We start from the raw sequence: 19285 nt of genomic DNA on the forward strand, positions 1-19285 counted from the left end.
GCGATGGTGCCGATTGAATGGCCAATCGCTGGCCGGTCCGACGACCGTGGCCAACTTGCCGCGCGCCGCGCGGGCAGCGACCGCTTGTCCGTCGTCCGCGCCGATTTCTTCCTCGATTCCGGCCAGCGCCTGACCGAGCAGGAACGCTCGCTGATGACGGCGATGCTCGGCGATCTCGTCCAGGTCATTGCCGACGAAATCGCCGCCGAGCTTGCGCTGGACCAGGACGGCGACGGCGACTTCGCGTTGCTCGAACACTTATCGGCGACAGGCTTGCTCGACCTGCCGCCGCTGATTGCCGCGCTGCTCCGCCGTGCGGAGGAGCAGCGGGTCATTTCCGTCATTCGCGCCCGACAGGCCGGGAACGGCCGCCGTTTCCTGCACCGGCTGGTGGCTGATGCGGATCCCGATGTTGCCGCTGCGGCGATGGCGCTGGTGCTTGCCCGAAGCCGCCGGCGCGACCGCTTCGACTCCCCGCGAATCGATCTTGACGACGTGCCGGCGGAAGCGGTCGTCACCTTGGTCTATCGGATCGCCGCCGCCATTGGCCGCCGCTCTGGCACGCCGGAGCGGAGCCTGACCGACGCCGCGGCGAAAATCCTGTCCGGCCACGACGAAGGCAAGCGGCTGGAAGCGCTCAACTTCGGCCTCGTCCATGCGCTCGACCGGGCCGGCCGGCTCGACGAAGCAGCGATTGCGATGGCCTTTGACGATGGCGAGGCCTTCATCGGAGTCGAAGCGCTCGCCCGCGCCGCCGGGATCGAATTCGAGACCGCCTGGTCGCTGTTCGTGGCCGGCGCTCCGGGGCTGGCGCGCCTGCTGCGGCTATCCGGCGTCTCCCGGCAGGCTGCGGCCGAATTGCTGTCCGGCCTTGGCGATTTCATTCCCGGCGGGCCGGGCGAGACCATCGCCGACTTTGATTCGCTGTCCGAGGAGCAGGTCGCCGGCCTGCGCGCCTGGCTTCGGCTCCATCCCGCCTATCGCGACGCCGCGATCGCGTTGAAAGAATCCGATGGCCACGCGCCCGACTGATCGGCAGCCGGTAAGGGGCCGGGTCGACGGCCACGGCCGGCTTGTCTCTGCTGAGCCGCAGCTTGCGCGGCTGCAGCAGGAGGCCGGTTCGCGGATCGGCGCGCCGCTTGCCGTCCCGCAGCTCGCAGCCATTGCCCGGATCGCGCACCAGCTCCAGATTCCGGTCTCGCGCCGGGCGGTCGCCGCTGCTGCAAGGCAGGACATCGACATGTGGGTGCGCGCGGTGCCCGAAGGCGATGAGGTGATGCTGACCATCGAGCGATGGGAGCCGCGACCGCCGCGCCAACCGAGGCTTGCGACCGTCGGTGGAATCGAACCGGCGCCCAAGACTGGCCCCGCTCATTGGCGCCTGGACGAGCAGCTTCGCGTTGCCGAACTCTCCCCGGCTGCCGCCGACCTGTTTGGCGTCGATGCCGCTGACGCCGCCGGGCAATCGCTGACCCGGCTGGTCAGGCTGGAAGAGGCTGAGGATGGCGCGATGCCGCTGCTCGAAGCGCTTGCGCGCCGCGCTGCGTTCGATGCGCAACCGGTTCGCCGGCGCGGCGATGACCTTCGCCTGCTGCTGACCGGGGAACCGGTGTTCGACGAACAAGGGGGCTTTTCCGGCTTTCACGGCACCCTGCGCGGCGAAGAGCAGGCTGTTCCCGAGACGTCCGCGATCGTCGATCCGGCGATGAACGAGGTCCTCCGCTCGCCGCTCAAGCACATCATCGAAAGCGCCGACCGGATGGCCGGCGGCGCCGACGGGCCGCTGCGCCGCGAATATGAAGATTATGCCGCCGACATTTCGGCCGCCGCGCATCACCTGCTCTCGGTCGTTCGCGGCATCAGCGAGGAAGCGCGCGGGCGCCGGGCGACGGTCGACCTGGTCGAACTTGTTTCAGAAGCCGTCGGGCTGGTCGATTCCATCGCTACGGAGCGCCAGGTCGCGGTCGGGGTCGAGCACGCCGCCGGCTGCACCGCGCGCGGCGAATCGCGCAGCATCATCCAGATCCTGGTGAATTTGGTCGGCAATGGCGTCCGCTATTCCTACGAACGCGGCACGGTCACCGTTTCGTTCGAGCGTTCGGGGGACCAGGCGATCGTCCATGTCGCCGACGACGGCCCCGGCATCGACGCCGCCGACCAGGAACGCATTTTCGAACGCTTCGAACAGGCGGGGCAGGGCACGGGCCAGGGCACGGGCCTGGGCCTTGCCATTTCCCGCCGCCTTGCTCGTCAGATGGGCGGCGACATTTTGCTCGCCAGCCGGCCGGGCGTCGGCTCGCGCTTCAGCCTGGTGCTGCCCGCCGCCTAGCGCTGGCCGACCGGGACGTAGTCCCGCTGGGTCGCGCCGACGTACAGCTGGCGCGGCCGGCCGATCTTCTGTTCGGGATCGGAAATCATCTCGTTCCACTGCGCCACCCAGCCGACGGTCCGGGCAAGGGCGAACAGGGCAGTGAACATGTCCGTCGGGAAACCGATCGCGTTCAGGATCACGCCCGAATAGAAATCGACGTTCGGATACAGCTTCTTCTCGACGAAATAATCGTCGTGGAGCGCGATCTGCTCGAGCTCCTTGGCGACGTCGAGCACGGGGTCGGAGATGTTGAGCTCTTTCAGAACCTCGTCGGCGGTCTGCTGCATCACCTTCGCGCGCGGGTCGTAATTCTTGTAGACGCGGTGGCCGAAGCCCATCAGGCGGAACGGGTCGTTCTTGTCCTTGGCGCGGGCGATGTAGTCGGGGATGCGCTTCACGTCGCCGATCTCGCGCAGCATGTTGAGCGCCGCTTCGTTGGCGCCGCCATGCGCCGGCCCCCACAGGCAGGCGATGCCCGCGGCGATACAGGCGAACGGGTTCGCGCCCGACGATCCCGCCAGGCGGACGGTCGACGTCGACGCATTCTGCTCATGGTCGGCGTGGAGGATGAAGATCCGCCGCATCGCCCGCTCGATCACCGGGTTGATTTCATACGCCTCGGCCGGGACGCCGAACGTCATGCGCAGGAAATTCCCGGTGTAGGTCAGGCTGTTGTCCGGGAACATGAACGGCTGGCCCATCGAATATTTGAAGGCCATCGCGGTCAGCGTCGGCATTTTCGCGATCAGCCGGTGCGACGCGATCATCCGCTGTTCCGGGTCGGTGATATCGGTGCTGTCGTGATAGAAAGCGGATAAAGCGCCGACGACGCCGCACATGATCGCCATCGGATGGGCGTCGCGCCGGAACCCGCGGAAGAAGGTCGCCAGCTGCTCGTGCACCATGGTGTGGCGCGAAATGGTGTAGGTGAAGGTCGACAGCTCGTCCGCGGTCGGCAGTTCGCCGTGGATCAGCAGGTAAGCGACTTCCATGAAGGTCGAATGCTCGGCCAGCTGGTCGATCGGATAGCCGCGGTGAAGCAGGATGCCTTCTTCGCCGTCGATATAGGTGATCGCGCTCTGGCAGCTTGCGGTCGAGGTAAAGCCCGGATCGTAGGTGAAACGCCCGGTCTGGCCGTAGAACTTCCGGATATCGACGACCTCCGGCCCGACGGTACCTGGAAGCACGGGGTAGTCCCACTGCTCCGCGCCGGTTTTCATGGTCATCGTCTTCTCGGTCATTCGTTCGGCTCCACCATCTGATCGGCTATTCGGGCGAGGGCCTCGCCCTGCCCCAGCAATACGAGAACGTCAAAAATGCCCGGGCTGGTCGTCCGCCCGATCAGCGCCGCGCGCAGAGGCTGGGCCAGCTTGCCCAGCTTGACGCCTGCGCCGTCGGCAACTGCGCGGATAGCGGCTTCGACCGCATCATGGTTCCATTCGCCGACGCCCGACAGCGCCTGGTGGGCGGAGGCGAGCAGCTTGCGCGCTTCGTCGCCCAGCAATGCGGAAGCCGCCTCGTCGACGTCGAGCGGGCGCTGGGCGAACAGGAATTTCGCACCGTCGGCGAGCTGGTGAACGGTGGTCGCACGCGCCTTCAGCTCCGGCATCGCACGGACCAGCAGCTCCAGGTCCGCGCTCGGCCCCAACTGCGCCGCGACCATGTCGGCCAGCCGCCGGTCGTCGGCTTCGCGGATGTAATGGCCGTTGAGGTTTTCGAGTTTCTTGAAGTCGAAGCGCGAAGGCGACTTGCCGACATGGTCGAGGTCGAACCATTCGATCGCCTGTTCGCGGCTGATGATTTCGTCGTCGCCATGGCCCCAGCCAAGCCGCAGCAGGTAATTGGAGACGGCTTCGGGCAGGTAGCCGAGCTCATCGCGATAGGAATCGACGCCAAGCGCGCCGTGCCGCTTCGACAGCTTGGCCCCATCGGCACCGTGGATCAGGGGCACGTGGGCATAGACCGGTTCCGGCCACTCCATGCCCTTGATGATCGCCAGTTGGCGGAAGGCGTTGTTAAGGTGGTCGTCGCCGCGGATCACGTGGGTCACGCCCATGTCATGGTCATCGACCACCACTGCAAGCATGTAGGTCGGGCTGCCGTCCGAACGCAGCAGGATGAAATCGTCCAGCTCGCTGTTTTGGACGACGACGCGGCCCTGCACCTTGTCCTCGATGACCGTCTCGCCCTCGCGCGGAGCCTTTAGCCGGATCACGAAAGCGCCGTCGCCTTCCTTGCCGGAATCGCGCCACGGGCTGTCGATTCGGAACGGGCGTCGCTCGGACTGGGCCTTTTCGCGCTGCGCGGCCAGTTCTTCCTGGCTCATCCAGCAGCGGTAGGCATGGCCGCGCTCGAGCAATTGGTGTGCCACTTCCGCATGGCGGGCCCAGAATTGCGACTGGTAATATTCGTGCCCGTCCCAATCGAGGCCGAGCCAGCGCATCCCGTCCAGGATCGCGTCGATCGCCTCGGTCGTGGACCGCGCCTTGTCGGTGTCTTCGATGCGCAGCAGGAACTTGCCGCCGTGGTGCCGTGCGAACAGCCAGTTGAACAGGGCGGTGCGCGCACCGCCGATGTGCAGGAACCCGGTGGGGGAGGGCGCGAAGCGGGTGACCACGGACGTCGTATTGGTGCTTGCGCTCAAGCCCGCTTTCCTCTTCTTCTCATGCTGCAGTGCAATGGACGAGCGCCCCTAACATAGCGGGTGCGCCTCTTCCACAGCGTGCTCGGGGCTTTTGGAAGGCGCGCGCAAGCGCAGCGAAAGAGGGGGTGGAAAGCTTCCTCGAGGCGGAGCGCGCCCAGCTTCCGCCTTGGGTCGTCGTTGGCTTCGGGCTCGGCATCGCCCTCTGGTTTTGGCTCGACACGCCCGTGCAGTGGTTCGCCGTCCTGGCGCTGTCGAGCGGAGTCGGGATCCTCGGTTTCGCCATGGTCGGAGGCAGGGCGGAGCGCGCCGCCGGCTGGTTCGCGCTAGCCCTGGCGCTCGGCTGCGCGCTGATCTGGACGCGGTCGGAATGGGTCCGCGCGCCACGGCTGGAGCGCCCGGTCGTCACCAGCTTTCAAGCAACCGTCGAACGCGTCGAGCCACTCGTTGCCAAGGGCGCCGTTCGGCTGACCCTGGCGCCGCGCGATCCCGCCATTCCTCCCCGCGTGCGGGTCAGCCTGAAAGCGAGGGACGAGCCGCCCGGGCTTTCACCGGGCGCGCTGGTCCAGCTTCGCGCCCGGATCGCGCCGCCGCCGCAAATGGCCATGCCCGGGGGTTACGATTTCGCCCGCGACGCCTGGTTCAAACAGATCGGGGGCGTGGGAGCAGCGCTCGGCCCGGTGACGGTGCTCGCACCCGGCAAGTCGGGCGGCCTCGACCGCCTTCGCGACCGGCTCGGCGAACATATCCGCGGCCGCTTGCCCGGGCGGGAAGGCGGCATCGCCACCGCGCTTGCCAACGGCGACCAGAATGCGGTCGGCGAGGCGGATGCCGAAGCGATGCGTCGCAGCGGCCTGACGCACTTGCTGTCGGTCAGCGGCCTGCACATTGCGGCGGTGATCGGCGCGGTAATGCTGCTGACGCTCAAGCTGCTCGCACTGTCGGAACGGCTCGCGCTCCGCTTCAACCTCGTCCTCGTCTCGGCCGGCGCCGGGGCGATTGCCGGGGTGGCCTACACTTTGCTGACCGGCGCCCAGGTGCCGACCGTCCGAAGCTGCGTCGTAGCTTTACTGGTCCTGCTCGGGATTGCGCTCGGCCGCGATGCGTTGAGTATGCGCCTGCTCGCCGTCGCGGCGCTGGTAATCCTGCTGGTCAAGCCAGAGTCGCTTGCTGGGGCGAGCTTCCAGCTCAGTTTCGCGGCGGTCGGTGCGATCATCGCGCTCCATTCCACCGGCTGGGCGCGGCGTACGTTCCAGCGGCGCGATGAGGGTGTGGCGGGGCGTTTCGGGCGCTCCGTCGGCGGGATGGTGGCCACGGGGCTGGCGGTGGAGATCGCGCTGATCCCACTCGCGCTCTACCATTTCCACCGCGCCGGGCTTTACGGGATTGGCGCCAACCTCGTCGCCATCCCGCTGACCACCTTCGTCATCATGCCGCTGGAGGCGGGCGCGCTCTTCCTCGATTCCCTCGGTCTTGGCGCGCCTCTCTGGTTCCTCGCCGGCAAGGCGATCGCGCTGCTGCTCTGGATCGCGCACAGCGTCGCCGGGGCCCAGGGCGCCGTTGCAATGCTCGCCCGGATGCCGACGCTGGCCTTCGCGTCGATGGCGCTTGGCGGCCTGTGGCTGGCGCTTTGGACGACCAGGGTGCGGCTGCTCGGCCTTTACCCGCTTGTGCTCGGCGCGGCAGCCGCCGCATTTTCGCCGACACCCGACCTGCTCGTCAGCGGCGACGGTCGGCACGTCGCCCTGGTCGCCCAAGATGGGACGCCGCTGCTGCTGCGGGAACGGACCGGCGACTTCATGCGCGAAGTGATGGCGGAGAGCGCCGGGTTCGACGGCGATCCCGGTGCGCTCGGGGCCGCGCCTTTCGCCACTTGCTCGACCGACAGCTGCCTCGCCGACATCCGCCGGGGCGACCGTAGCTGGCGGATCATGGCCACGCGCTCGCCCCACCTGCTGGACTGGCGCCAGATGATTGCCGCCTGCCGTCAGGCCGACGTCGTCATCGCCGACCGCCGGTTGCCGCCGCAATGCCGGCCGCGGTGGCTGAAGCTCGACCGCCCGATGCTTCAGGGCATGGGCGCCGCAGCGCTCTACCTCGACGGCGTGCCGCGGATCGACAGCGTCGCGGCGCGGCTGGGCCAGCATCCGTGGGCGACGCTGCGGGAAAAATCGGCTATGCCCCGCGTCCTCACAGGCAGGAGGTAGGACAATGCCGCAGTTCGTGATTGAGCGTGAGATGCCGGGCGTCGGCGGGTTGGGGCAGGACGAGCTCAAGGGCGCATCGCAAACCAGTTGCGCGGTCCTTCGCGACCTCGGCCCTGAAATCCAGTGGGTCCACAGCTATGTGACCGACAACAAGATCTACTGCATCTACCGGGCGCCGAGCGAAGATTTAATTCGCCAGCACGCACAAACGGCCGGTTTCCCCGCCAATTCGATCAGCCAGGTGCGCAACACGATCGACCCGACGACGGCCGACTGATCAGCCTTCGGCGGGTTGCCAGACGGCCAACTCGTTTCCGGACGGGTCGATGAAGTGGAAGCGGCGGCCGCCTGGAAAGGCGTAGATCGGCTTGGCGATGATTCCGCCGGCCTTGCCGACGGCATCGAACGCCGCCTCCAGGTCGTCGACTCGAATCACCGGCAGCGGCGCCGAAATTTCGTCCTCCGGCGATCCGCTCAGGCCGAGGTCGACGTCGCCGGTCGTGGTCGCGGCATATTCCGGCCCGTAATCGGTGAAGGTCCAGTCGAACGCCTTGGCATAAAAGGCGCGCGTCAGCTCGTGCGCGGTCATGCTTGGTAATTCGACATAATCTATCCGCGCCATGGTCGCTCCTTACTCAAACGCTGCACACTGCCTCGATCAGATAATCGTCGCGATCGCGCAGGAATGCCGCATAATATGTCTCGCCATAATGCGGCCGCAGGTCCGGCGCGCCCTGATCGGTGCCACCGGCCGCCATTCCGCACGCATGCCAGCGATCGACCGCCGCCCGCGTCGCGGCTGCGAAGGCGAGGTGAAAACCCGGGCCGGGCGCCGCCGCATGTTCCCGCTGCTTGATCGCGAACACGTCCTCGCCCCCGGGCGCTCCGTAGCCCGCGGCATCCGCCGTCTTCCACACTTCGACCATGCCGAGCGGGGCAAGCACCGCCCCGTAAAATCGTGCCGCCGAATCCAGGTCGGCAACGCCGAAGGACAAGTGGCTGAGCATCGGCCGCTCAGTACCGGCGAATTAGACCGGCAAGCCGCCCCTGGATTTCGATCTGTTCGGGCCGGTAACGCTGCGGCTCGTACGACCGGTTGGCCGGATCGAGCCGGATCATCGCGCCTTCGCGGCGGAAGGTCTTGAGCGTCGCTTCCTCGGCATTGACCAGGGCCACGACGATTTCACCGTCCCGCGCCGTGTCGACCTTGCGGATCAGCGCGAAGTCGCCGTCGAGAATGCCTTCTTCGACCATCGAATCGCCGGACACTTCGAGCGCATAATGCTCGCCCGGGCCGAGCAGCGCCGCGGGCACGGCGAAATGCTCGGTGCCCTGGAGCGCCTCGATCGGCGTGCCGGCCGCGATCTTCCCGTGCAGCGGGATTTCGATCGTGTCGTTGGCCGGCGCCGGGACGACTGTCCGGACCGCGGCAGCGACCGCGGCGGGCGTGCTCGAATCGGGCAGTTTGAGCACCTCCAGCGCCCGCGCCCGGTTGGGCAGGCGGCGGATGAAGCCGCGCTCCTCGAGCGCGGAAATCAGCCGGTGAACCCCCGACTTCGACTTCAGGTCGAGCGCCTCGCGCATCTCGTCGAAGCTTGGGCTGACCCCGGTTTCCCCGAGCCGGTCCTGGACGAAGATCAGCAATTCACGTTGCTTGGCAGTTAGCATTCCGCCGGTCCCTTTCTGGAACGAACGGAGAACGTCTAGGCAACAAAGCGAATCGCGTCAAGCGATCAGCTACCGCCTTCGATCAATTGCTTGCGGGTGGCGGCGATGGCTTTCTCGTTCCGCCGCACTTTCAACTGCTTACGGACGGCGGCGACGAATTGCTGCGCATATTCCTGGGCCAGTGGGTCCTGGAATTCGCGCTGAACCGTGGTGATCAGCCCCGGCTGAGCCAGCGCGTTGCCCGGCGTTAGCTTCGTCAGCTTGACCACATAATAGCCGCGGCCCTCCGGGTCGGCTGCGACGCGGCTCTTGCCGGCGCCGAGCGTGAACATCAGCCGGATCGGCGGCGGCACCTGGTCGCCCATCTGCGACAGCTGGATCCGCCGGGCGCCGATATGCTTGGCTGGGGCAAGCTTGACCGGCGCCTGCTTGAGCGCGTCGGCAAGCGACCCAGCGCCGGTTGCCTTCGCCGCGATCGCATTGGCTGCGGCACGCGCGCGCTCGGTCGCCTGCTGCCCGATCCAGTCCTGGCGCACGCGGTCGCGGATGCTCGCCAGCGGCGCCGGGGCCGCCGGCACGACCTGCGCCGGGGCGACCATTGCAAAGCCTTGTTCGCCAAGTGCTTCGAGGACGGGGGGATCGTTGGTCGCAAGCTCGAAACCGCTCTTGAGCGCCGCTGCGAACTCCGCCGGCAATTTATAGGCTGGATTGCCACGCTGCTGGCCGTTGGCCGTAATCAGCGGCGTGGTAGTGACGGTCAGCCCGGCCGATTTCGCAGCCTCGTCGAAATTGCTGCCGTTATCGATCGAATCCTGCAGCTTGGCCTCCAGGTCGGCCAGGGCATTGGCCCGCTTTTCCGTCGTCAACTTCTCGGCGATCTCGCCGCGCACTTGGGCGAGCGACTTGCCGGGCTGGTTCTGCACCCCGTCGATCTTGATCACGTGCCAGCCAAGGTCGGACTGGACCGGCCCGACGATTGCGCCCGACTTGGCGGCAAAGGCGGCATTGGCCACCGCTTGCCCCGCCATCTCGGTGAATTGCGCCTTGGTCTGGGGCCCGACGGACACGTCGGCGGCGGCTAGGCCGGCGGGCTTGACCGCGTCGACGAAGCTTTGCCCACCCTTGGCCTTCGACGCGATCTGGTTGGCGACGTTGCGGTCGGGCACCACCGCCTGGCTGATCACGCGAATGTCCTTGGCCGCATATTGGGCCTGGTTGTCCTGGTAATATTTGGCGATTTCAGCGTCCGTCGCGGAAATTCCGGCGACCTGTTCCGGGCCAAGCCGGGCGATCCGCAGAACGCGCTGCTCTGGGACCAGGTAGCGGTTGCGGTTGAAGGCATAGAATTGCTGCAATTGCTGGTCGGTGGGGTTCAGCCCGGCGGCAAAGGCGGACAATGGCACCAGCGCGACATCGGCTTCGCGCGTTTCCAGAAGCATCGAGGCATAAGGCGTCGCCATGCCCAGCGGCACGCGCGGATTGTTGGCGCCGGGCAGGAGCAGCATCCGCTGCAGCATCGCACCCTCGATCACTTCGCGTACTTCGGCATCGGTCAGCCGCCGCTGCGCCAGGAACGCTTCATAGGCGGCCTGGCTGAATTGCCCGTTGAGGCCCTTGGTCCCCGGGATATTGGCGATTTCCGCGTCGATCAGGCGCTTGGAGACCTGGAAGCCGAACTTGTCGGCGAAGGCCTTGAGCGTGCGCTGGTCGATCAAGCTTTGCAGCAGCGGGTCGAAATCGCCGGCCAGGTCCGCGTAGGTCGCTTCCGGGTTCTGCGCGCGCACTTGCGTCAGCTGCCGCTCCATCGCCCGGCGCATGTCGCGGTCGGTGACTTCCAGGGAGCCGGTCTTGGCCAGGGTCGAGCTGCCAAGGCCGCCGTTCCCGCTCAGGCCAAGCCCCTGGATATCGCCCATTGCGAAGCCGATCAGGATGAACACGCCGATCAGCGCGACGACGATCGTTCCGATCTTCGACTTGGACGCGTTGCGGAAGGACTGAAGCATTTGGAATTTGAACTCTCTTGGGACGGTCGCAGGGCTTTACGGGCGCCTGCGGCCTCCATCAAGCGCGCCGCTTCCCGAAGCTCCGCAGCGCCGCTAGGGAACCGCTCTTGGATCAGGGGAAGACGATGCCGCGAACGAAGCTGGTGGTTGGAAATTGGAAGATGCACGGGGTCGGCAGCGACCTCGCCGAAATCCGCGCCATTGCCGACGCGTCGAGCGCTTACCCCAACGTCGACAGCGGCCTGTGCGTGCCGGCCACCTTGCTGGAGCGCGCGGCCCGCGAGGTCGCGCCATTCCCGATCGGCGCGCAGGACGTGCACCGTGCCGCGCAGGGCGCGCACACCGGCTGCAGCTCGACGACGATGCTGCTCGATGCCGGTGCGGCGATGGTCATCGTCGGCCATTCCGAACGGCGCGAAGCGCAGCGCGAAACCGACGCGGAGGTGCGCGCGAAGGCGCAGGCCGGCCTGGGCGGTGGGCTGCTGGTCATCCTGTGCGTCGGCGAATCGCTGGAAGTGCGCGAAGCGGGCGATGCGGTCGCGACGGTCCAGCGGCAGCTCGACGCCTCGCTTCCGCGCGACATTTCGGTCGACAAGCTCGCTATAGCCTACGAACCGATCTGGGCGATCGGGACGGGCCGCACCGCCACGCCGCAAGATATCGGTGAAATGCACGGCGCGCTGCGGCAGCGGCTGGTCGCCGCTTACGGCGCGGCGGGGCAGAGCATCCGCATTCTCTACGGCGGCTCGGTGAAGGCGCAGAATGCGGCCGAAATCTTCGCCGTTGCCGACGTCGATGGCGCGCTGGTCGGGGGCGCCAGCCTCAAGTCGGAGGATTTCGTTCCGATCATCGCCGCCGCCGCCGCAGCGGGCGAAGGTTGAACGCGCCGCGGCCATCGCCTAAGTCGCCGCCGCACATTCTCCTCGAAAGCCCGACCCCATGTTCACCTTCCTGCTGATCGTCCAGTCCGTGATTGCCGCCGCGCTGGTCGGCGTCATCCTGATGCAGCGCTCCGAAGGGGGCGGCCTTGGGGTGGGCGGCAGCTCGTCGGGCTTCATGACTGCGCGCGGCGCCGCCGATTTCCTCACCCGGACCACCGCCATCCTCGGCGGCATCTTCATCGTCCTGTCGATCACGCTCGCGGCGTTGGCCGGCGTGTCGCGGCAGCCGGCGACCATCGACACCTCGCTTGCCAACAAGGTCGCGCCGCAAAGCGGCCCGCTGCCGGCGCAGCAACAGCCGGTTAAGCCGGCCGCACCGGCGCAGCAGCAGCCGGCGCCGGTCGTTCCCGTCGCTCAGTAAGCGGCTTCACTCACAACTTTTTTGACTCAAGTGGCTTGCCCAATCGGGCAGTCGCACCCTAAGCCCCAACTCCCATGGCGCGGTTCATTTTCGTCACCGGCGGCGTGGTCTCATCGCTCGGTAAGGGTTTGCTCTCGGCATCGCTGGGGGCGTTGCTGCAGGCGCGTGGCTACAAGGTCCGAATCCGTAAGTTCGACCCTTATCTGAACGTCGATCCGGGGACGATGTCGCCCTACCAGCACGGCGAAGTCTACGTCACCGACGACGGTGCGGAGAGCGATCTCGACCTTGGCCATTACGAGCGGTTCACCGGCGTTTCGGCGCGGCAAAGCGACAACATCACCACCGGCCGCATCTACCGCGACATCATCGCCCGCGAACGCCGCGGCGATTATCTCGGCGCGACCGTCCAGGTGATCCCGCACGTCACTAACGCGATCAAGGAATTTGCCCGCGCCGACGTCGACGATGTCGATTTCGTCATTTGCGAGATCGGCGGCACCGTGGGCGATATCGAAAGCCTGCCCTTCGTGGAGGCACTTCGCCAGCTCCGCAACGACCTTGGCCGCGACAACACGGTCAGCGTCCACACCACTTTGGTGCCGTGGATCAAGGCGGCCGGCGAGCTGAAAACCAAGCCGACCCAGCACAGCGTCCGTGAGATCTCCAGCCTCGGGGTCCAGCCCGACGTGCTCCTGTGCCGCTGCGAAAAGCCGATCCCGCAAGGCGATCGCGAAAAGATCGCCTTGTTCTGCAACGTGCCCGCGTCGGCGGTCATCCAGGCGCTCGATGCCCGTTCGATCTACGACGTGCCGCTGCAATATCATTCCGAAGGGCTCGACGACGAAGTCCTGCGCGCCTTTCGGATCGACGATGCGCCCGCGCCCGACCTCTCGCGCTGGCACGACATCATGGACCGCCTCGACCATCCCGAGGGCGAGGTCACCATCGGCGTCGTCGGCAAATATGTCGGCCTTCCCGACGCCTACAAGAGCCTGAACGAGGCGCTGGTCCACGGCGGCCTCGCCAACCGCACCAAGGTCAACATTCGCTGGCTCGACGCGGAGTTGTTCGAGCGCGGCGACGAGAGCCTCGCGGCTGAGCTGGAGCCGCTGCACGGGATCCTGGTTCCCGGCGGCTTCGGCGAGCGCGGCAGCGAGGGCAAGATCGCCAGCGTGCGCTTCGCCAAGGAACGCGGCGTGCCCTTCTTCGGCATTTGCCTCGGCATGCAGATGGCCTGCATCGAAGGCGCCCGCGCGTCAGGCATAGAGCAGGCGTCGAGCACCGAATTCGGCCCGACGCCGGAACCCGTCATCGGCCTCATCACCGAATGGATGGGCAAGGAAGGCTTGCAGGAGCGGGCGGCCGATGGCGACCTTGGCGGCACCATGCGCCTAGGCGCCTATGAAGCGGAGCTGGGGCATAACAGCCGTGTCGCTTCGGCCTATGGCAGCACGCAGATCAGCGAGCGCCACCGCCACCGCTATGAAGTCAATACCCACTATAAGGACGCGCTCGAAAAGGACGGCCTGATCTTCTCGGGAATGTCCCCCGACGGCCGCTTGCCGGAGATCGTCGAGCGCCCCGACCACCCATGGTTCATCGGCGTCCAGTTCCACCCCGAACTCAAAAGCCGCCCGTTCGAACCGCACCCGCTCTTCGCCGGCTTCATCGGCGCCGCGCTCGAACAATCGCGGCTGGTGTGACAATGTGCCCCTGCGAAGGCAGGGGCCCAGCCCCGGACGCCAGTCCGGCCCTGTCGCGGTCATGAGCCCCGGCTTCGTCTACATGATGGCCAGCGCGCGCAACGGCACACTTTACGTCGGCTCGACCCGCGATCTTGCCAAGCGAGCGTGGGAGCATCGATCCGGCGCTGCCGCGGGCTTCACGCGGCGATATGGCTGCAAGCTTCTCGTCTGGTTCGAAGCGCACGACGACCTGCAAGAGGCTCGCCTCCGCGAACTGCAAATCAAGAAATGGAAACGGCTCTGGAAACTCAGCACGATTGAGGCGGCAAATCCCAACTGGACCGACCTTTATGACAGCATTGTCTAAGGCTCCGTGTGGAGCCTGTCTGGACCCCTGCCTGCGCAGGGGCACAAACTATCCACAGGCAATCGCAGGGCCTCGAAGGTCGGCGTTGCCGGATTTCGGCTGGCTTCTTAAATCCCCATTATGACGACCATCTCCACGCGACTCGCCGTTCTCGGCTCCGGCCCCGCGGGCCTGACCGCCGCCATCTACGCCGCCCGCGCCGGCCTTTCGCCGATCGTCATCCAGGGCATCCAGCCCGGCGGCCAGCTCACCACCACGACCGACGTCGAAAACTACCCCGGCTTCCGCGACGTCATCCAGGGCCCCTGGCTGATGGAGGAAATGCAGGCGCAGGCCGAACATGTCGGGACCAAGATGGTGTGGGACCACATCTCCTCGGTCGACCTGTCGCGCCGCCCGTTCGTGCTGAAGGGCGACAACGGCACCGAATATCATGCCGACACTTTGGTCATCGCCACCGGCGCGCAGGCCAAGTGGCTCGGCCTCCCGTCGGAAGAGCATATGAAGGGCAGGGGCGCCTCGGCTTGCGCGACCTGCGACGGCTTCTTCTATCGCGGCAAGAAGGTCGCGGTGATCGGCGGCGGCAACACTGCGGTCGAAGAAGCGCTCTACCTTACCAACCACAGCCACGACGTGACCCTGATCCACCGCCGCGATTCATTCCGCGCCGAGAAGATCCTGCAGGACCGGCTGTTCGCCAACGACAAGATCAAAGTCATCTGGGATTCGGAAGTCGTCGAATTCGTCGGCGGAGGCGATCCCGAAGCGCTGGTGGGCCTCGACATCCGCAACCGCCGCACGGGCGGAATCAGCCGCGTCGATTGCGACGGCGCCTTCGTCGCCATCGGCCACGCCCCTTCGACGGAGTTGTTCGCGGACCAGCTCGAGCTGGACGAAGACGGCTACATCAAGGTCGAAGTCGGCACGACCAAGACGAACATCCCCGGCGTCTTCGCCTGCGGCGATGTCATGGACAAGATCTACCGCCAGGCGGTCACCGCCGCCGGCACGGGCTGCATGGCCGCTCTCGACGCCGAGAAGTTCCTCGCCGCCGAAGAATATCAGGCCTTGGCCGCCGAGTAGATTGCTTCGACGAAATACAGCCCGTCCGGCGGCGCGTTGAAACCGAGCGCGGCGCGATCCTTCGCCGCCAGCGCCTTGCCGATATCTTCCGGCGACCACTGCCCGCGCCCGACCATCGCCAGGCAGCCGACCATCGATCGCACCTGGTGATGAAGGAAGCTGCGCGCGGCGGCCTCGATCCGGATTTCCTCGCCCTCGCGCCTCACCTCGAGCCGGTCGAGCGTCTTGACCGGGCTTTCCGACTGGCAATGCACCGAGCGGAAGGTGGTGAAATCGTGCCGTCCGACCAGGTGCTGCGCCCCCTCGGCCATTGCGTCCACGTCCAGCGGCACGCCGATGTGCCAGACCTTGCCGCGCTCCAGCGCCGGCGGCGCGCGGCGGTTGAGGATTCGGTACAAATACCGCCGCCCGGTGCAGGAGAAACGCGCGTGCCAGTCGTCCGCGACCGGCTCCACATCCAGCACCGAAATCGGCTGCGGCCGCACCAGCGCGTTGAGCCCTTCGCGAAGCCGGTGCGGCGTCAGCGCTTTCTCGACATCGACATGTGCGCTCATCGCCAGCGCGTGGACCCCGGCGTCGGTCCGGCCGGCCGCATGGACCGCCACCCGCTCGCCGGTCATCCGCCCCAGCGCCTCTTCCAGCGCCTGCTGCACCGACGGGCCATGGTCCTGGCGCTGCCAGCCCATGAACGGCCCGCCGTCATATTCGACCGTCAGCCGCCAGCGGGTCACGGCAGCATCGTGCCTTTCGGGATCGCAAAGCCGCGCAGCAATTCGCCGGCCGTCATCGCGCCTTTCCCGGCCCGCTGGACCTTGAGCGGACGAATATAGCCACTGCCGCAGGCGACGTTCAGGCATTCGTCCAGCACTTCGCCCGGCGTCCCGCTGGCGTCCTGCCCGACGGCCGCCGCAAGCAGCTTCACCCGGTCGCCATTCGCTTCAAACCAGGCGCCGGGGGAGGGCGCGAACGCCCGCACCTGCCGCTCGATCTCCTCGGCGCTCCGGCTCCACTCGATCCGCGCCTCCGCCTTGTCGATCTTCTTTGCGTAGGTGACGCCATCCTCCGGCTGGGTTTCTCCGGGCGCCGGGTCGTCCAGCCACGCCACCAGCGCCGCCGCGCCGATCCGCGCCAGCTCGCCAGTCAGCTCGCCGGCGGTCTTCCCGTCCACCGGCGTCTCGCGCTTCAGGAGCATCGGCCCGGTGTCGAGACCTTCCTCCATCTGCATGATCGTGACCCCGGTCTCCGCGTCGCCGGCCAGGATCGAGCGCTGGATCGGCGCCGCCCCGCGCCAGCGCGGCAGGAGCGAGGCGTGGACGTTGACGCAGCCATCGCGCGGCGCGTCCAGCACCGCTTTCGGCAGGATCAGCCCGTAAGCCGCGACCACCGCCAGCTCGGCCTCCAGCGCAGCGAAGCGCGCCTGCTCCTCCTCATTCCGCAAGGACTTCGGGCAGCGCACTTCAATCCCCAGTGCCTCCGCGCGTTCGTGCACCGCAGTCTTGCGCTCGCCCTTTCCGCGTCCCGCCGGCCGCGGCGGCTGCGTGTACACGCACGTCACCTCGTGCCCGGCCGCGACCAGCGCATCCAGGCTCGGCACCGCAAAGTCCGGTGATCCCATGAAGACGATCCGCATTGCCGGCGCGTATGGCGAAACTGTGCGGAAATGCCTACCTCACGCTCGTGGCCAGCCAGGAAATCGAAACGCTCGCGAACGCGCTTGCCCGGCTCCCGGGGCTCGGCCCGCGCTCGGCCCGGCGCGCCGTGCTGCATTTGATGAAGAAGCGGCACAATGCGCTGGAGCCGCTGCTGGCCGCGCTCCAGACCGTTGCCGACAAGCTTTCGACCTGCTCCACCTGCGGCAACGTCGACACCGCCGACCCGTGCAACATCTGTCGCGACCCGCGCCGCGACGAACGCTCGCTGTGCGTGGTGGAGGAGGTCAGCGACTTGTGGGCGCTCGACCGCTCGCGCCTGTTCCCGGGCCACTACCATGTGCTCGGCGGCCGGCTTTCCGCGCTCGACGGCGTGCGCCCTGAAGACCTCACCATCGACCGCCTCGTCGCGCGCGTGTCGGACGGCGGCATCGACGAGGTCGTGCTGGCGATGAACGCGACGCTGGAAGGCCAGACGACCGCGCATTACGTGGCGGAGCGGCTCGAAAGCTTTCCCGTCCGCCTGACCCAGCTCGCCCACGGCCTGCCGGTCGGCGGGGAGCTCGATTATCTCGACGAAGGCACGCTGGCGCAGGCCCTTCGCGCTCGCCGGCCGGTCAGCTGACGGCGATGACCGCCGATCCGCAGCTGCAGCAACTGCTGGTTTACGCCGTCATCGGCGCTGTCCTGATCATGCTGCTTTCGCGTCTTCCGTACGTCGGCAGGGCGGTCCGCTTCCTCTTCTCGTTCGGCCTCATCGTCTTTGCGCTGTTCCTGTTGTTCCAGCAGGCGCCTTACCAGCCGACGCTGGCGCGGATCACCGAACGCCTCGGCCTCGACGGCCAGCAGGTCGCGGGGGAGGAGCTCAGGGTGCGAATGTCGGCGGACGGGCATTTCTGGGCGCGGGCGACGGTCAATGGCGTGCCCACGCGAATGCTGATCGACAGCGGCGCAACCGTCACCGCCGTCTCCACCAAGACGGCGCACGCGGCCGGCATCGATGCGAAGTCGGGACTTGCGCCGATCGTCCTGCGCACCGCCAACGGGGTCGCCCCGGCGCGGACCGGCAGCGTCGACGAACTTCGCATCGGCAACATCGTCGCCCGCGATTTGAAGATCGTCAGCGCACCCGGGCTCGGCGACATGGACGTGCTCGGCATGAACTTCCTTTCGGAGCTCGAATCCTGGCGGGTCGAGGGCCGCACCCTGATCCTGGTGCCGCACCACCCGCAACCGGTCGCTTGACGGCCCAGACCGTCACTCTTAGCTCGCCCCCATGTCGCTCATGCACATCATCGAAGTCCCGGACCCGTTGCTCCGCGCCCAGTCGGCGCCAGTGGAGCGCGTCGACGATGAGCTTCGCGGCCTGATCGCGGACATGTTCGACACGATGTACGAAGCGCCGGGCATTGGCCTCGCCGCGGTGCAGGTGGCGGTTCCCCGGCGGCTTCTGGTGATCGACCTGCAGGACCCCGATCCAGTCGCGGAGGGCGAGGAAGAAGGGCCGCCGGTCAAGCGCCCGCACGTCTTCATCAACCCGGAAATCCTGCACCGGTCCGACGCGCGCAAAACTTACAACGAAGGCTGCCTGTCGATCCCCGATCAATATGCGGAGGTCGAGCGCCCGGATATCGTGCGCGCCCGCTGGCTCGACCAGGACGGCAAGCAGCAGGAAGGCGAATTCGACGGTCTCATGTCGGTCTGCCTCCAGCATGAGGTCGACCATCTCAACGGCGTCCTGTTCATCGACCACCTGTCACGGCTGAAGCGCGACATCATCGTCAAGAAGGTCGCCAAGGCCCGCAAGGACCGCGAAAAAGCTGCAATCCTTTAGCGCCGGCAAGCCCGTCAGGACGAAAGCAGCTACGCGACGATACTCGCCGCCGCGTTCCTGCAATCCTCGGCGCACTCGCGGCACATTTGCGCGCACAGCTTGCAATGCTCATGGTCGTGCTTCTCGCACTCGGCGGCGCATTCCTCGCAGACTCGGGCGCAGAACTCGAGCGCTTCCTTCAGCACCGCTTCGTTCGACCCGGTCCTGCGCACGGCCAGCTTGCCGGTAGCTTCGCATACGTCGGCGCAGTCGAGGCAGCGGCGGATGCATTCGCGCATGTCCATCGCTTCCGCCGAACAGGCATCGGCACAGCTCATGCACATGCGGGCGCAGTACATCAGGTGGTGCGCGGCATCGCCAAGCGGCTGGTTGACGTGGCCGTTCACGTCGGGATGCAGTGCGATCATCTTGCGAATGGACATTGATTTCTCCCCGTCATTGCCAGCGTAGCGAAGCAATCCAGCTTCGGGTT

21 protein-coding genes are annotated in these 19285 nt (G+C 66.9%); 12 read left to right on the forward strand and 9 right to left on the reverse strand.

The genetic code is table 11. The annotated features are described in order from the left end of the window. The first annotated feature begins 3 nt into the window (after window positions 1–3). Both G7078_RS05070 and G7078_RS05075 read left to right on the forward strand, forming a co-directional pair. Window positions 4–1032 carry a DUF2336 domain-containing protein gene (locus G7078_RS05070; RefSeq protein WP_166093648.1) on the forward strand — a complete coding sequence of 343 codons (1029 nt, stop codon included), beginning with the start codon at window positions 4–6 and terminating at the stop codon, window positions 1030–1032. Beyond that, on the forward strand, window positions 1013–2329 hold the full coding sequence (locus G7078_RS05075) for a sensor histidine kinase (RefSeq protein ID WP_166093650.1): 1317 nt from the start codon (window positions 1013–1015) through the stop codon (window positions 2327–2329). Before G7078_RS05070 ends, G7078_RS05075 begins: the two co-directional genes overlap by 20 nt. Here G7078_RS05075 and G7078_RS05080 read toward each other — a convergent pair. Both G7078_RS05080 and gltX read right to left on the reverse strand, forming a co-directional pair. Beyond that, a complete protein-coding gene (locus G7078_RS05080) occupies window positions 2326–3612 on the reverse strand; it encodes a citrate synthase (protein ID WP_166093652.1) in 1287 nt (428 codons plus the stop codon). The genes G7078_RS05075 and G7078_RS05080 overlap by 4 nt on opposite strands. After that, window positions 3609–5015, reverse strand: a complete 1407-nt coding sequence (gene gltX, locus G7078_RS05085; protein ID WP_166093655.1) for a glutamate--tRNA ligase — start codon at window positions 5013–5015, stop codon at window positions 3609–3611. The genes G7078_RS05080 and gltX overlap by 4 nt, the downstream gene beginning before the upstream one ends. A gap of 125 nt (window positions 5016–5140) precedes the next feature. On the opposite strand from gltX, the gene G7078_RS05090 reads away from it, so the two are divergent. Further along, entirely contained in the window at window positions 5141–7219 is a 2079-nt protein-coding gene (locus tag G7078_RS05090; RefSeq protein WP_166093657.1) for a ComEC/Rec2 family competence protein, read from the forward strand. A gap of 4 nt (window positions 7220–7223) precedes the next feature. Next, entirely contained in the window at window positions 7224–7496 is a 273-nt protein-coding gene (locus G7078_RS05095) for a DUF4242 domain-containing protein (protein ID WP_166093660.1), read from the forward strand. On the opposite strand, the gene G7078_RS05100 is transcribed toward G7078_RS05095, so the two are convergent. The 4 genes from G7078_RS05100 to G7078_RS05115 form a co-directional block, all read right to left on the reverse strand. Then, a complete protein-coding gene (locus G7078_RS05100; protein ID WP_166093662.1) occupies window positions 7497–7841 on the reverse strand; it encodes a VOC family protein in 345 nt (114 codons plus the stop codon). Between the two features lie 13 nt (window positions 7842–7854). Beyond that, window positions 7855–8226, reverse strand: a complete 372-nt coding sequence (locus G7078_RS05105; protein ID WP_166093664.1) for a VOC family protein — start codon at window positions 8224–8226, stop codon at window positions 7855–7857. Between the two features lie 7 nt (window positions 8227–8233). Next, the gene (gene lexA / locus G7078_RS05110) at window positions 8234–8887 is read right to left on the reverse strand and encodes a transcriptional repressor LexA (protein ID WP_166093667.1); all 654 of its coding nucleotides are present in this window, start codon (window positions 8885–8887) and stop codon (window positions 8234–8236) included. Window positions 8888–8952: 65 nt separating this feature from the next. Next, complete coding sequence (locus G7078_RS05115; protein ID WP_166093669.1) at window positions 8953–10890, reverse strand: peptidylprolyl isomerase; 1938 nt, start codon at window positions 10888–10890, stop codon at window positions 8953–8955. A gap of 125 nt (window positions 10891–11015) precedes the next feature. Between G7078_RS05115 and tpiA the strand changes: the two genes are divergently transcribed. From tpiA to trxB, 5 genes are all read left to right on the forward strand, one after another. Continuing rightward, on the forward strand, window positions 11016–11771 hold the full coding sequence (gene tpiA / locus G7078_RS05120; protein WP_166093671.1) for a triose-phosphate isomerase: 756 nt from the start codon (window positions 11016–11018) through the stop codon (window positions 11769–11771). A 58-nt stretch (window positions 11772–11829) separates the two neighbouring features. Next, entirely contained in the window at window positions 11830–12192 is a 363-nt protein-coding gene (secG, locus tag G7078_RS05125) for a preprotein translocase subunit SecG (RefSeq protein ID WP_166093674.1), read from the forward strand. A gap of 74 nt (window positions 12193–12266) precedes the next feature. Beyond that, complete coding sequence (gene pyrG / locus G7078_RS05130; protein WP_166093676.1) at window positions 12267–13898, forward strand: CTP synthase; 1632 nt, start codon at window positions 12267–12269, stop codon at window positions 13896–13898. Window positions 13899–13959: 61 nt separating this feature from the next. Continuing rightward, window positions 13960–14247 carry a GIY-YIG nuclease family protein gene (locus G7078_RS05135; RefSeq protein ID WP_166093679.1) on the forward strand — a complete coding sequence of 96 codons (288 nt, stop codon included), beginning with the start codon at window positions 13960–13962 and terminating at the stop codon, window positions 14245–14247. 117 nt (window positions 14248–14364) lie between these two features. Beyond that, window positions 14365–15330 (forward strand): thioredoxin-disulfide reductase, encoded by a 966-nt coding sequence (trxB, locus tag G7078_RS05140; protein WP_166096158.1) that lies wholly within the window; start codon window positions 14365–14367, stop codon window positions 15328–15330. On the opposite strand, the gene truA is transcribed toward trxB, so the two are convergent. Both truA and fmt read right to left on the reverse strand, forming a co-directional pair. Further along, the gene (gene truA, locus G7078_RS05145) at window positions 15309–16061 is read right to left on the reverse strand and encodes a tRNA pseudouridine(38-40) synthase TruA (RefSeq protein ID WP_166093680.1); all 753 of its coding nucleotides are present in this window, start codon (window positions 16059–16061) and stop codon (window positions 15309–15311) included. The genes trxB and truA overlap by 22 nt on opposite strands. Continuing rightward, window positions 16058–16960, reverse strand: a complete 903-nt coding sequence (gene fmt, locus G7078_RS05150) for a methionyl-tRNA formyltransferase (RefSeq protein WP_166093683.1) — start codon at window positions 16958–16960, stop codon at window positions 16058–16060. The genes truA and fmt overlap by 4 nt, the downstream gene beginning before the upstream one ends. A gap of 47 nt (window positions 16961–17007) precedes the next feature. On the opposite strand from fmt, the gene recR reads away from it, so the two are divergent. Genes recR through def form a run of 3 tightly spaced genes read left to right on the forward strand, consistent with a single transcriptional unit; the run spans window position 17008 to window position 18813 of the window. Further along, complete coding sequence (recR, locus tag G7078_RS05155) at window positions 17008–17604, forward strand: recombination mediator RecR (protein WP_166096160.1); 597 nt, start codon at window positions 17008–17010, stop codon at window positions 17602–17604. A gap of 5 nt (window positions 17605–17609) precedes the next feature. Next, on the forward strand, window positions 17610–18224 hold the full coding sequence (locus tag G7078_RS05160; protein ID WP_166093685.1) for a retropepsin-like aspartic protease family protein: 615 nt from the start codon (window positions 17610–17612) through the stop codon (window positions 18222–18224). Between the two features lie 31 nt (window positions 18225–18255). Then, window positions 18256–18813, forward strand: a complete 558-nt coding sequence (def, locus tag G7078_RS05165; RefSeq protein ID WP_166093688.1) for a peptide deformylase — start codon at window positions 18256–18258, stop codon at window positions 18811–18813. Window positions 18814–18842: 29 nt separating this feature from the next. Here def and G7078_RS05170 read toward each other — a convergent pair whose 3' ends face one another. Continuing rightward, window positions 18843–19235 (reverse strand): four-helix bundle copper-binding protein, encoded by a 393-nt coding sequence (locus G7078_RS05170; RefSeq protein ID WP_166093690.1) that lies wholly within the window; start codon window positions 19233–19235, stop codon window positions 18843–18845. Window positions 19236–19285 lie beyond the last annotated feature (50 nt).

Origin of the sequence: Sphingomonas sinipercae, from assembly GCF_011302055.1 — a bacterium.
In the GTDB taxonomy this organism is placed as follows: Bacteria; Pseudomonadota; Alphaproteobacteria; order Sphingomonadales; family Sphingomonadaceae; genus Sphingomicrobium; species Sphingomicrobium sinipercae.